We start from the raw sequence: 12,908 nt of genomic DNA, 5'->3' as shown, positions 1-12,908 counted from the left end.
CGCCGCCTCGGCTGCGGCAGTTTAGCCGCCGCTGCGATAAAGTTGTGACTTTGCTGGACAAAATCTGAAATACCCGGCATGTGAATCGACAACGTCTCCGCCGCAATGGGGACCAATTTGGGCGGCAACAAGCCTAACCACCACCCGGCCGCTGGCGCGGCCGGAAACTTTGATCGGGGAATGTATGCGTCGACGGGTGCTTGATCCAAGAGTTGCGATTTTGACGCGCTTTGCCGCTGCCGGCCTGGCGCTCCTGATCGGATCGGCGGGCACGCTTGCCCAGAGCGGCACCCCCGCCCCCCAGGATCAAGGCAAACCCGCGGCCGGCAACCAGGCCGATCCCGCCAAGGAGAATCAGCGGAAAACCGACGAATTCGTCGAGGCCGCCCAGGCCATCAACGGGCCGGGCGGAAACCCGGAATGCGTCTGGCTCGGCCGGCGGGTCGTGCGCCTGATGTGGCGCGACGACCTCGACACCGCGTTCCGTCACCTCGACCTCTACGATCGGTTCGGCTGCCCCGGCGGCCATGTCCAGGCGACCTTCCGCTGCCTGACCCGGTTTGGCGGACAGATCGACGACAAGGTGCCGCGGAGCCTGGACGACAAGGTCCACGCCTGCTGGATCAATCCGGGCGCCCAGCCCCAGACGGCCGCCGCCAGCCCTGCGCCGGCTGCACCCGCGACCGCCGGCAATGCGACGCCGGCCCCCTCAGCGTCGCCCTCGCCGACCCCCAGCGCAGCCCCTGCTCCGCCGGCAAAATAGACGTCCGCCATTCAGGATACGTTCACCGGAACGATCCTATTTGTCCGACGTTTGGACCAGTCGCGCACCTGAAACGCCGTCCTTAAAAAAGTCATGGCGTCATACCAGTTGTGAAAACGCAGGGCAGGACTATCCTTATGACGCCGCCGTGCCGGTCGAACCTAGGGGACAGGTTCGCTTCCCATAAATCGCAGCCCCGTATGGTTTAGTCTCCGATGCGTGCCGTCGTAGCCGTTCTGCTGTTTGTAACTGCAGCTCACGCTGGGCTGTGGGGCCTGTTCCAGGAAAAGCAGCCGGCGCCTGATTTCCGCGGCATCCTGCCCAGCCTTTCCTACACGCCGTTCGAACCGGACCACATCACCGCCGAGGGCGATGCGGAGAAGATTCGCGCCGACTTGAAGAAACTTGCGACGCTGTCGCGGGCGATTCGTCTCTACGGATCGACGGAAGGTAACGAGCTGGTGCCGCCGATTGCTGCGGAGTTCGGCCTCAAGGTCACGGTCGGCGCCTGGATCGGCAAAGACAAGGACCGCAACAAACGTGAGATCGAGGCCGTAATCGAACTGGCTCGGCGCAACAGCAATGTCATTGGCGTCGTCGTCGGCAACGAAACGGTATACCGCGGCGATGCAGTCCCGCTTGAGAACCTGGGACCGATTCCCAAATCCGGAGGCGACCCCGCGGAAAGCGCTCGTATCACCGGACTCGATACCGAAGAAAGCTCGCGCATCCTCAACGAAGAAGAGCAGCGACTTCGGGAAGCCCGGGCGCAGCCCGACGACAAGCGCGCGCTGGCCGTGGACTGGGCGATTGCAGAAAACAACGTCTATCGTCTGGGACGCCTGATCCAGCGGATCAAGAAGTCCGTCAACGTCCCGGTAACGACAGGTGAGATCTGGCACATCTGGCGCGACCATCCCCAGCTTGCCAACTCCGCTGATTTCATTGCCGCGCACGTATTGCCCTATTGGGAACACTTCACCGACAAGCAGGCGGTCGATCAGTCCGTCGCCATGTATCAGCTGCTCCGCGACCAGTTTCCCGGGAAACGGGTCGTGATTGCCGAATTCGGCTGGCCGAGCGCCGGTTATAATTTGCGCAACGCCGAGCCTGGCAGGTTCGAACAGGCCGCGGTGTTGCGCAATTTCGTTGGGCGCGCCGAGGCCATCGGCATGGACTACAACATCGTCGAAGCGATCGATAAGCCCTGGAAGTTCAACGAAGGCGGCGTCGGTCCCTATTGGGGTATCCTGGACACCTCGCGCGACGCGAAATTCAACTGGACTGGTCCGATCGTAAACCCGAATTACTGGAAGCTGGCGCTGATCGCGGTGCTGGTCGGCATTCTGTTGTCGTTGCCGATCCTGCGCCTCGACCGGCCCACGGTGATGCAGGCCGTGGTTCTCTCCGCCGCAGCCAACGGCGTCGGCGCCTGGGCCGCCACCGTGTTCGCTTACTGGGACGGGCATTACTTCGTGCTGGGTTCGGCCTTCGCGCTGACGCTTGGCCTGATCCTGCTGGTGCCGCTGATCCTGATCGCGATGGCGCGCATCGACGAAATCGCGGCGGTCGCCTTCGGCCACGGCCCGCGCCGGCTGATCGCCAACAGCGCGCCGCTGGCGCCCGCCACCATCGGCGAGAACGTCGCCTTCCCGAAAGTGTCGATCCACATTCCCGCCTATTTCGAGCCGGTCGAGATGCTGAAGCAGACGCTGGATGCGGTGTCGCGGCTCGATTATCCGAATTTCGAGTGCGTCTGCATCATCAACAACACGCCCGATCCGGAATTCTGGCGGCCGATCCAGGACCACTGCCGCACGCTCGGCGAACGCTTCAAGTTCATCAACGCCGAGAAGGTGAAAGGTTTTAAGGCCGGCGCACTGCGCATCGCCATGGAACGCACGGCTGCCGACGCCGAGATCATCGGCATCATCGACGCCGACTATGTGGTGCATCCGGACTGGCTGAAGGACCTCGTCCCGGCCTTTGCCGACCCGCGCGTCGGCCTGGTGCAGGCGCCGCAGGAGCATCGCGACGGCGACCTGTCGCTGATGCACTACATCATGAACGGCGAATATGCCGGCTTCTTCGACATCGGCATGGTCCAGCGCAACGAGCACAACGCCATCATCGTGCACGGCACGATGTGCCTGGTGCGCCGCTCGGCGATGGACATGGCCGGCGGCTGGTCGAGCGACACCATCTGCGAGGACACCGATCTCGGCCTGACCATCCAGGAACAGGGCTGGCTGACGCACTACACCAATGTGCGCTACGGCGAGGGCCTCCTGCCCGACACCTATGAAGCCTTCAAGAAGCAGCGCCACCGCTGGGCCTATGGCGGGCTGCAGATCGTCAAGAAGCATTGGCGGCGGTTCCTGCCCGGCGCGAGCCGGCTGACGCCGGATCAGCGCCGCGAATTCTCGCTGGGCTGGCTAAACTGGCTGGGTGCCGAGAGCCTCGGCGTGGTGGTCGCGATCCTCAACCTGATCTGGGTGCCGATCGTCGCCTTTGCCGACATCGCCATCCCCGACAAGATCCTGACGCTGCCGATCATCGCCTCCTTTGTCGTCTCGCTGGCGCATTTCCTGTCGCTCTACCGCCTGCGCGTGAACATCAAGGCGGGCCAGATGCTCGGCGCCATGATCGCGGCGATGAGCGTGCAGTGGACCGTCTCGCGCGCCGTGGCGCAGGGCCTGATCACCGAGCACATCGCCTTCGCCCGCACCTCCAAGGGCGGCCTGTCGCGGATGTCGATCGAATTCCAGGCGTTCTGGGAAGCCGTGATCGGCGTGCTGCTCCTGATCGGCGCCGCCGTGCTGGTCGTCACCAACGGCTTCAAGCAGGTGCGCGAGATCTACATCTTCGCCGGCGTGCTGGTGCTGCAGAGCCTGCCGTTCCTGTCGGCCGTGGCGATCGCGCTTTTGGAAAATTCCCGCGCCAATTCCTTCGCCTTCTGGCGCAACAGCGCAGTGCGGACCGCGGAACTGATCGGGCTGCGCCCGGTCAGCCTGCCGACGGTCACCCCCCAGTCGCAGCCGGTCGCCTCGGAAGTCCGCCGGGAGGCCAATTAGCGCTCCGGAGGGCAATTAACCGCAGTGGATGGAGGGTGGCGGACGGTTGAAGAAGCTGACTTAAGCGTTAGCTATCCAAAGGGAATTGTCCTTGGAGCAAACCACGAATTTGCCACGCCGCCGCTATTGACCCGTAAGGGCCCGCCCCCTACACAGCGCGGCAAGTGAGCGCGTAGCTCAGGCGGTAGAGCACGTGACTTTTAATCATGGGGTCGAGGGTTCGAGTCCCTCCGCGCTCACCAATTCTCCAGTATTATCAATGGTCTACAAACATAGCGAGCCGCTCTTTGGCGATCTATTTTTCGTGTCCGCTCCAAGTCCGCGAACCGCTCGCCCCGGGTAGGCAACCTACGCTGACCTGAAGCTCAGGAATCGACGATGCACACGCCTTGGCGATCCGCAAAGCCGAGCCAGATCAGCAAACACGGCGACAGCGGCATAAGCTTCGGCAGGACCTCGACGAGATTGGCGAGCGCACAATGCTGCCAGGTTCGAGAGCCCTTCCAGTCCTCTCCGCTTATGTCGCAGGCCAACCCATGCCGTACATCGCATCGTCGAAGTCCGTGGCATAAGTCAGCAGTGCAATAACACCCGCCGCGGTCGTCGGATCGATGTTCAGCAGTTCGTAAGGGGCGTCCTGTTCGACATGCCACGCCTCGTTTAACGCCTCCTGGATCTCCTCCCCGCGCTGGCGCTCGTCCTCCAGGCGCCTTTCGGTCTGGAGCCGTCCCGTGGCTTGCAATTCATCTTCAAGGGCGGCCATCCGACGTTGGACGGCCTCCGTTGCGGCGGCAGCTGCCTTGTGGGCTTCGATGGCCGCAAAGATCGGGTCGCGCTCAGCCGCTCGTCCGCCGGCGGTAACCTTAACAATTGCTTTCGATTGTCGATAAAGTTTTATCGATTAGGATGATCAGCAGTTGAGCGGTCCATGGACCCTCTAAAATCTCCCCGAAATTCAGCAGAGCATCCCAATGCGCAAGACGATTGCGAAGGCGGTGACGTGGCGGCTGATCGGAACCGCCGAGATTTTTGCGATTTCTTTCTGGACCACAGGACACATCACGACGGCCGGCCATACAGCCGGTATCGCGGCCATCGCCTCGTTCCTCTCGTACATCGTCCACGAGTTAGCATGGAACGGCTCTTTCTCACGTTATCGAGTAGAATACGGAGAGACAGTGGCTCTTCGGATCATTGGGCTCTCGACACAGATCACCGATCGGCTCGCGTGGGCATGGGCAATCCTATCCTTAGAACGGCCCGTCGCTGTGATCGGCAGAATGCTCCGGTGACTTGCCTGCCGATGGCGCCGCCAGTCGCCATCCGATCGCTGCGCAAGACAGTCGCTGCCGCCCCCTTGCTGCAGTTCCAGTTTTAACTCGCAACTCGAAGATCAAGCTTAACAACTGAGTTAAGTTGCGGCCGCTCTGCATAGGCATAGCGTGACTGCTAGTCGCGCAGATGGCCCCCGTTACTGCCGCGTACTGCGCGATTAGGGGCCGCTTCGACGCCCTCGCAGCGGCCCCGCCCCTTTCGCTGGCAACCGGGAGACTGGCAACGTGACGACGTTGAACAACCTCCGCACACGAAAGCGGCAACTCGAGCAGCACCTGACACAAGGCCTGAGCGAAGAACAACGTGAGCAGATCGAGAGCGAGTTGACCAAGATCGAGATAGCACTCAGTTTCCTGGACAGCGTTGCCAAACCGCAGCCCACCCGGCCTACTTCGAAATAGGAGCCTCCGCAGCGGCCAGGCTTAAAAGACCGTTCCTTGGCGATCGATAGCTCGCCTGAATCGCGGCACGTCAAAGGCTGAAGGGCGTATATCCACCACCTTGATTCGCTGACTAAACCTTCGCGGGGAAACTCTCAAAGCATGTCATGGGCGCACGCCTCGGAAGAGCGGAGGAGTGAGCATGGGCGAATTATTCGGATTTGCTTCGACTGTTCGCGTTTGCTGGCTGGCATGGTCACAAGCTGGGGAGATGCAGCCCGTAAGAATACGGCTCAACTGCCGAAATCGGCTCAAACTACCTGCAATTGTTTGGGGCAGTGCGAATCTATGAGAGTAGTCACGCAGTTTATTGATTCTATCTTAATGGGGATCTCATGAGAATTTCACATCTATTCGGCATCCTTGGACTCGCATTCACCATTTCATCGGGCGCCGCTCAAGCTGAAGTAGTTTTTACCGGAACGACGGCGGCGTGTTTTGGCTCAGGTTGCAACACTTTCCTGTCCAACACCTCGGACGAGAATCTAGTCTTTACCGGCGGAAGCTTTAGTGGAACCACCTCGGGCGGTGTTCTCAACGTCACGAATTTCGGCAACCTCGACTTGAACCGGGGGACCAATTTCGACAATTACGACAACGACGTTCTTAATCTTGCAATTACGTTCACCGCCCCTGCATCGGTCTCAAACGGACCGGGCTCCGACAATGTTTTTACAGCAGTGTTGCAGGGTACGGCCACGACAGGATCAAACGGTCAGGTGGTCATAACGTTTAGCGATTCGACCGAATCCTACCTATTTGCCGGTGGATCTTTTGATGTGCATATCAACGGCCTGACCGTGAAGACCCAGGATAATGGCGTAAATCTTACTGGCACTATTACGGCCGTCGCACCAGTGCCCGAGTCCTCGACCTGGGCAATGATGATCCTCGGTTTTGCCGGCGTTGGATATCTCGCCTATCGTCGACGCAATCAGACAACCGCCTCCGCGATCTCATAAGACCTTAGATCCACTTACAGAGACCGCCTTCGGGCGGTCTTTCTTTGTTGGCCGTTCACCTCCCGGCAGGCTCCCGTTTTTCCAAACCCAGTTTTATCTAGCTGTCACATCTGGCGGAAGGTTGGCGGCCCGAGAAAGCGCGGTCTGCCCAAATTTAGAGCAACATCACACCATCTGGCGTGTCTGGAGAAGCCCGCCAAATTACCTACGCATCGAGGGCTAGGAAGTGTGGTGTTCGCCACTGTGGACGCCGCTGAAAAATGGTTCGAGGAAAACGATCCCAAAGGCGCGGCCTTTGAGTACGAGGTTCTGGAATGAAAGAGGCCGCCAACTGAGGCGGCCTCACTCATCTAGCCATCCAGCGCGCGCTGGAGCAGCTTGTCCCTCTACTTCTTCTTCATGCCGGACTCGCGTTGACTTTTCTCATATAGCGCGCGGTCAGCGGCACTAACCTGGCCCAACATGGGCGGAGGTGCGGCAGCCGTGGTCGTGGCCGTGGCGGCGGCAGGTGCTGGCTTCGGCTTCGCCATTTTCTTGGCTGCCAAAGCGCCGGAAGTGGAGACAGCGAGGATCGCAACACCGACAAGAATTGTTTTCTTCATGCTCAGCTCTCCCTAAACTTGGAAAAAAGACGCGCCGACAGTCGAGCATAAAGCGCGCATCACGACAAGCTGGAGTGCCACACTCTCTAGGCATGACACTTTCCCCTCGCGAGAGGCCCGCCCGAGCAACCGGCGGGCCTAGAAATATCAGGAGGATGCTTTCGCTGCCAAGCGCTCGATGTCGCTGAAGATCGATAGCGCCATTGCCGCCTCGCAGCCGCCGGTGATGCTTCCAAGCTCACCACGATATCCCCAGAGCTGAGCGTATCGGATTTTTGCCATCATCCCTTCGATTGTGTCGGCCGGCTTGATACAAAGACCGCTTCGGGCGGTCGTTTGTTGGCCATTTACTTCCCAGCAACGCGAATCAATAAGCCTTCCCTGCTTTGGGGGATGGGGAATGCAAAGACTCGACCTGGAAAAGATGCACCTCGATGATCTATGGGACCTGCATCAGGAAATCCTTGATGTCCTTGATCGCAGGCTGGAGAGCGAAAAGCAAAAGCTCCAAAGCCAACTAGATGAGCTTGGTCGTAAGTTCGGCGGATCTCCGAAGGACATTCCGCAACGTCGCCCCTACCCCAAAGTTGAACCGAAATATCGCAACCCGACAAACCCATTGGAGACTTGGTCAGGACGCGGAAAGACGCCGCGGTGGGTCGTCGAACTGCTGGCAACTGGAGCAAACCTAGACGAGCTTCGGATTCAATAAACCACGCTCTATTCTATCCTGGCTCAATGCCATTGATCGGCAACTCGTCGGGTGTTTTCCGACCTTCCCAAAGGACAAAGGCATGTACTTTGTTCGCGGAGATGCGCTCGACCACGCCTCGTCGAGCGGTCCAATCAAACCTACCCGGACGCTTGTTGTTATTGAAAGCGGCTGCGACGCGCGCCGTGAGTTTTACCCGATCTCCTCGCTTAATCATTTCCATCCTCTCGCGATTAAACCAAAACATTGCAAAGTTGCAGGAGTCCAATACGCAAGAGCCATCGACCTGGATGATCGGTATTATTCCACTCCGCAGGATGGTTCCGTGTTGCATCAGGCGCCCGCTGACGGCGCTCTTGGCCGCTAAATTAGGCGAGTTTCTGTCGCTTAAATTAAATTTGTCGGCCTCGCTGCAGCCACTCGACTGCCCTGCTCGCCGGATCACGCAAGGTTCTTGGATATCAAGCAGCATTTCGTTTGCAGTGACCACCATTGCGGCCACTCAAGCCGTCCTGCATGCCGCCCGCTAGGCAGATCATGTCAGGCCGTCGCATGTCATGCCGATGTGCGACCGGATTTTCAGCGTGGAAAGCGGGCCCAGGTGGTGCGGCCCCGGCAAATACGCAACGCGCCGAGGCCGCTACCCGTCGGAGGAGTCGCTGGCTAGGGGGCGAGGCCAGCAATCCAAGAATACCCCGCCCGCGCGACCGCGTCTGTCCGGCTACCGACAAAGACCTCATGGCCCCGCAAGCACAGAGATGCCGCCGCTGGCTTGAGTCAGCGCCGGCTATACACAAGCGCGACAGTTGCGATCTCTGCCGAGGTCGACAAGCCGGGTCACCAGTATCGAATTAAATGTCGCGGCAAGACAAACGGCTCTGGCGCGGGGCTGGGGGCTAATGCGCCAGAGCCGTCTCTCAAGGCGCGCTCTTTCGAGCGCCGAATCACTATGCCGGGACAAGACGGCAAATCCGTGTGAGCGGGCGGCCCGACGCACGACGCTTCCGGACGACACGCGCCGGGCCAGTGCCACAGCCGGTCACCTCCGGAATGGCTCTTTCAGGCTGCGGCCGATTCTTGGCAGAATTGGGCGCATGCCGCGCGAAGAGAAAATTACCATGAGCGATGCTGGAGCCCGGCGTCTACCCCTGTAGCCACGCCACCACCCTGGCCGCCGACGCTGGCCGCCAGCTCCCATCTATACCAGATGGCATATTCAGGTGGCGGTGGGATTGCTGGCAGTCTCCGGTGCATGATGCACAATCAGAATATCACCCTCGGGCACGTGCAGCGATCAGGCCACCGCCTGTTTCATGTGGTCTGCGGCGACCGCAAATGCGGGCATTCGATCGTGGTCGACGCCGACTGTTGGCCGCAAAGCCTGCGGCTATCCGATGTGGAACGCCTATTCGTCTGCCAGGTTTGCGGCCATCACGGCGCCGGGGTTCAGGCGGACCTGGCGGACCTATCCCGCGAGCAGGCTGGCGGTGAGAACGCCGACCGCCATCCATAACGTCGCGCGGTCATCATCGTCCCGTCAAAGGTCACGGCTCCCCGGTCCCGCCTGAAATATTCATGGCTGTCCGATGCCAAAGGCGGGTATTGGATGTCACTGGACAATTCCGCTCTTCTGTTAATTACAATGCCGACCGGCGCTGGCGGCCGAGATAATCTGCGCCGTCGTCAAGGACGGAATGACGAAATCGGGCACGCGGCGCGATGGTGGATAGAATCAGACGAGCATTCGAAGCATTGGAGCCTCCAATTTGCCCGTCATGTCACATCGACATGAAATGGACTCGGTCCACCCTGGAGGCGAGGGATTTGATCAGCCATTTGTTTCATTGCACGAACTGTGGACGGCTCGATAAAACGACCTCTCAAATTGAGGTAGTGGTGGTCCCGCCGGACAAGCTCTCTGCACCGATCAATCTCGCCGCCTGATCGTCCTCGTCGACGCTCGACAAGCTTCCGGGCTACCGCCACCCTTCTTAGCTGCCGGATCGGTTCTTGATCCGCTCACAGTCGCTGGCCGGTTCCAATATTAACCCGCGCACGCCGTATCAAGCTTAACTGCCAAGCTTAACCGTCAAGTCTCGTTGCGGCCGGTCCAAAGAGAGGTCTAGCGTGACGGCAAGTCGCGCAGATTGGCCTACCCCCCACGTACGTCCTGCGCGAACCAGGGGCCGCTTCAAGTTGCCCTCGAAGCGGCCCCGCCCCCTTCTTGCAAGCCTCTCCTTGCCCAGGTCCAGCTTGCGAAAGACAAAGCGCCCGGCCTCGCCACTCGGTCAATCTATACCGTTTGGCATATTCCGGCTGCATGTTGCTCTTGGCAAAATCGCACGCATGTCACGCGAGCAGATAATTACCCTTGGCGACATGCGGCGGTCCGGCTCTCGACGGCTACATGTGTTCTGCGGCGACGACATTTGCACGCATTCGGTCGTGATCGACACTAGCTGCTGGCCCCAGAGCCTGCGGCTGTCCGATCTGAAAACCCTGTTCGTCTGCACGGTTTGCGGCCATCGCGGTGCCGAGGTCAGAGGCGATTCCGGCAGGATGCGGCGCCCTGTGCCGGAGGCAACGAGTGGATGAAAAGTAGGCCGGGACTGCATCCATAGCGCCAGATCCGCCGTCAGCACTCCGTCAGCGATCATAGCTCCTCGGCGCAGCGCCTGCGCGGATTTTCGACGCGCGAAGGCTCCGACTCCAGCAGCCCCCGGCCATACGCAACGCGCCGCGGCGGCGCGTTGGAGAATTCCCGCTGAAGCCCCGGGAGAGGGGGGATCCGCAGTACTCCCGCCTGCGTCTGCGCCGCTGCCGCTTCCGGTTCCTAAGTCGAATGGCGGACGGACGAAACGTCGCGAAAGGCTTTCACTCCCTTGTCAGGAGCGAGCGATGGCAGCCTTGGGCTTACCGCATTGGATGATGATAGGCGGGATCGTTCTTGTGCTCGCAGGCTTTGTCGGCCTTGCGTTGACGCGGCGTACGGAGGTCGAAGCAGATCCCGCCTCTCTGCACGGCCATATCGACGACACCAGGCATCCCGCCGCTGAAGAGACGGAGGACTTCAAAGCCGAGCATGATGGCATCCCGGCGAATACGGCCGGAAGGGCGCGGGAAGCGCGTGACTACGCCCGCTGACCCCGTGAGCAACGGCAAACGATCAACCGTCATTCGATCGCGGAAATCGTAGTTGGCCGCCGTTTTCCCTGAAGGCGAAGCTCTTTCGGGAAAATCAGGAACAGAACTGGGGGCAGCGCAATTGACGTCGTCCAGGGTCGAACTGGGCAGGCAACGAGTGAGACGCCATGGATATCGAATCCTCCGTGTTGCTGGTGGCAGCAGTGTTTGCCATCGGATTTGGCGCCGGGTATTTGTCCCGCGCTTTGATCTCTGCAAAGCATCGTCGCAAATACGAGCGCAATCGCGGCTATCCCCTAGCGGAGTAGCCACAGCTACATTCGGCTGGCCGTGACCGGTCGCTGGGATCGCTGCCAGGTGACTCCTGTCCGCTTGTGTTAGTTGCCCACGGCAAACCCGCCCCCCCGCCACGCAGCCCCTCACCCCGCATGAATACGGATAGACCGCCTTTGGGCGGCTGTTTCGTCGGGATTGGCAGACCTCTTGCTCTTGCATCACAGCAATACGCAAGCCATCCGGCCTTGTGCCATCGCGGAGTGACAGATGACCCGGCAGTACCATCTTGAGACAGGCATTGAGCAACAGACCCCCGCACAGGCGAAAAAGCGTGCCATCGAGGAACGCAAGCGGCTCGCCATGATCGACGCGCTTCAGCGGAACCGGCAGCAGACCGAAGCCGTGGTGCAGGATTTGAAGAATGCCGCGATCCTGCTCGATCAGAGCATCGAGGCCGAATTGCAGGGCAGCCCGACGCGCGATCCGGACCACTTCGCATTTCCGATGGCGGCACGCGCCCTGATGACGCGGCGGGACAATCTGCGGGCAACGATTGCCGCGCTTTGCGACGAGCTCACCAAGCACAGCCGGAGCCAATTGGTTCTGGCGTAGGTTTTGGCGGGCCGCGTGAAACGACGGCAGGCTTCCCTCCCCGATTGCAAATAGTCCGGCGGTCATTGGCGACCGCCGGACGACGGGCAAATACGAATTGACGTGGAAAGCCGCATTAACTCGGGAAAAAGCTGCAGCGTCTGTCCATAAGTGAACAGAGCGGAAAGATTGTCGGAGCATGCCGGCGCGGCCCAATGAGCCGGTGCTGAACCGGTCCGAACGGGGGCGCAGTAACGTTGACCGGTTAGGTTAAGTTGCGAGTTCGGTTGCCGCGCTCGGCGCGCTTGCCTAGTGATCAAGCACCGGACGTTCCCCAAGCGTCCGGGCCCACACCAGCAAGGCCGTCTGGCGATCAGCATCGCCTGGCGGCCTTGTCTTCTCAAGGAAGTGCAGCGTGTCCTGTATGGCTGAACGTGCGTTACCTGATCGCCGTCGTGATCGCGATGGCCGGCCGGTTGCTTCGTCTGGATTGCAAGGCAGCTTATTTGAGCGGCCGCAACAGATATGCCGCGAACAACAGAGGCGGTCCCCACACTGCCAGCAAGCCGTAAATCACAAGCTCGACAACGTCCATGGTCATCCCCAATGACATGCCGCTACCCAAGCTTCGCTCAGATTCGCGTGAGGCCAAAGCAAAACCGTTTGTGCGCCGCACTCTCACCGCAAAAAGCCGGCCTGATGGCCGAGCCGCAATCTCGGTGAGAGGATCATAAATATCCGGAACGATGCCGATGCATACGCGATCCAAACGATATGTCAGGCGCCAGCGCGGTCGGCAGCGGGCGGCTGACCGTCGGATGCAAGCCAAGCCGGTCTTGGCCGTCCGGACGGAAAATCGCCTCGCCTTCCAGGTTGCGGCGGGCATGAAGAAACGCTGGCCGAACGTCCTGCCGTTTTCGGTCTAGCTTTCGCCGCGCCGACGCCGCATTCAGCGTTGGCCTCAACCGGCACCTGAAACAAACTGCCGTGTCCCTCGTTGTCAGGAAAA

The 12,908-nt window shown here is 60.4% G+C and carries 14 protein-coding genes and 1 tRNA gene; 11 read left to right on the top strand and 4 right to left on the bottom strand.

Annotated features, from left to right (window positions below; all coding sequences use genetic code 11):
* Positions 1 to 184: 184 nt before the first annotated feature.
* From QA643_RS19935 to QA643_RS19925, 3 genes are all read left to right on the top strand, one after another.
* Positions 185 to 763: a beta-1-3, beta-1-6-glucan biosynthesis protein gene (locus QA643_RS19935; protein ID WP_283027621.1), complete on the top strand. Its 579-nt coding sequence runs from the start codon at positions 185 to 187 to the stop codon at positions 761 to 763.
* Positions 764 to 978: 215 nt separating this feature from the next.
* Complete coding sequence (locus QA643_RS19930; RefSeq protein ID WP_283027620.1) at positions 979 to 3,837, top strand: glycosyltransferase; 2,859 nt, start codon at positions 979 to 981, stop codon at positions 3,835 to 3,837.
* Positions 3,838 to 4,003: 166 nt separating this feature from the next.
* Positions 4,004 to 4,079, top strand: a tRNA-Lys gene (locus QA643_RS19925).
* 275 nt (positions 4,080 to 4,354) lie between these two features.
* On the opposite strand, the gene QA643_RS19920 is transcribed toward QA643_RS19925, so the two are convergent.
* Positions 4,355 to 4,600 carry a hypothetical protein gene (locus QA643_RS19920; RefSeq protein ID WP_283027619.1) on the bottom strand — a complete coding sequence of 82 codons (246 nt, stop codon included), beginning with the start codon at positions 4,598 to 4,600 and terminating at the stop codon, positions 4,355 to 4,357.
* 208 nt (positions 4,601 to 4,808) lie between these two features.
* Between QA643_RS19920 and QA643_RS19915 the strand changes: the two genes are divergently transcribed.
* The 3 genes from QA643_RS19915 (at position 4,809) to QA643_RS19905 (ending at position 6,574) form a co-directional block, all read left to right on the top strand.
* A complete protein-coding gene (locus QA643_RS19915) occupies positions 4,809 to 5,129 on the top strand; it encodes a DUF2061 domain-containing protein (protein ID WP_283027618.1) in 321 nt (106 codons plus the stop codon).
* Positions 5,130 to 5,396: 267 nt separating this feature from the next.
* On the top strand, positions 5,397 to 5,573 hold the full coding sequence (locus QA643_RS19910; protein ID WP_283027617.1) for a hypothetical protein: 177 nt from the start codon (positions 5,397 to 5,399) through the stop codon (positions 5,571 to 5,573).
* Positions 5,574 to 5,947: 374 nt separating this feature from the next.
* Positions 5,948 to 6,574: a PEP-CTERM sorting domain-containing protein gene (locus QA643_RS19905; RefSeq protein WP_283027616.1), complete on the top strand. Its 627-nt coding sequence runs from the start codon at positions 5,948 to 5,950 to the stop codon at positions 6,572 to 6,574.
* Positions 6,575 to 6,960: 386 nt separating this feature from the next.
* Here the strand turns inward: QA643_RS19905 and QA643_RS19900 are convergent, their stop codons facing one another.
* Entirely contained in the window at positions 6,961 to 7,176 is a 216-nt protein-coding gene (locus QA643_RS19900; RefSeq protein ID WP_283027615.1) for a hypothetical protein, read from the bottom strand.
* Positions 7,177 to 7,323: 147 nt separating this feature from the next.
* The gene (locus tag QA643_RS19895; RefSeq protein WP_283027614.1) at positions 7,324 to 7,461 is read right to left on the bottom strand and encodes a hypothetical protein; all 138 of its coding nucleotides are present in this window, start codon (positions 7,459 to 7,461) and stop codon (positions 7,324 to 7,326) included.
* Between the two features lie 115 nt (positions 7,462 to 7,576).
* Here QA643_RS19895 and QA643_RS19890 point away from each other — a divergent pair, with 115 nt between their 5' ends.
* The gene (locus tag QA643_RS19890) at positions 7,577 to 7,888 is read left to right on the top strand and encodes an H-NS histone family protein (RefSeq protein WP_283027613.1); all 312 of its coding nucleotides are present in this window, start codon (positions 7,577 to 7,579) and stop codon (positions 7,886 to 7,888) included.
* A 13-nt stretch (positions 7,889 to 7,901) separates the two neighbouring features.
* Here the strand turns inward: QA643_RS19890 and QA643_RS19885 are convergent, their stop codons facing one another.
* A complete protein-coding gene (locus tag QA643_RS19885) occupies positions 7,902 to 8,381 on the bottom strand; it encodes a hypothetical protein (RefSeq protein ID WP_283027612.1) in 480 nt (159 codons plus the stop codon).
* Positions 8,382 to 9,140: 759 nt separating this feature from the next.
* On the opposite strand from QA643_RS19885, the gene QA643_RS19880 reads away from it, so the two are divergent.
* From QA643_RS19880 to QA643_RS19865, 4 genes are all read left to right on the top strand, one after another.
* The gene (locus tag QA643_RS19880; protein ID WP_283027611.1) at positions 9,141 to 9,401 is read left to right on the top strand and encodes a hypothetical protein; all 261 of its coding nucleotides are present in this window, start codon (positions 9,141 to 9,143) and stop codon (positions 9,399 to 9,401) included.
* Between the two features lie 1,385 nt (positions 9,402 to 10,786).
* On the top strand, positions 10,787 to 11,032 hold the full coding sequence (locus QA643_RS19875; protein WP_283027610.1) for a hypothetical protein: 246 nt from the start codon (positions 10,787 to 10,789) through the stop codon (positions 11,030 to 11,032).
* 167 nt (positions 11,033 to 11,199) lie between these two features.
* A complete protein-coding gene (locus QA643_RS19870) occupies positions 11,200 to 11,340 on the top strand; it encodes a hypothetical protein (RefSeq protein WP_283027609.1) in 141 nt (46 codons plus the stop codon).
* Between the two features lie 235 nt (positions 11,341 to 11,575).
* A complete protein-coding gene (locus QA643_RS19865; protein ID WP_283027608.1) occupies positions 11,576 to 11,920 on the top strand; it encodes a hypothetical protein in 345 nt (114 codons plus the stop codon).
* The last annotated feature ends 988 nt before the right edge of the window (positions 11,921 to 12,908 follow it).

The sequence above is a fragment of the Bradyrhizobium sp. CB3481 genome (assembly GCF_029714305.1).
GTDB lineage: Bacteria > Pseudomonadota > Alphaproteobacteria > Rhizobiales > Xanthobacteraceae > Bradyrhizobium.
Note: the sequence above shows the minus strand (reverse complement) of the source record. Positions and strands in the feature narration are given on the sequence as shown.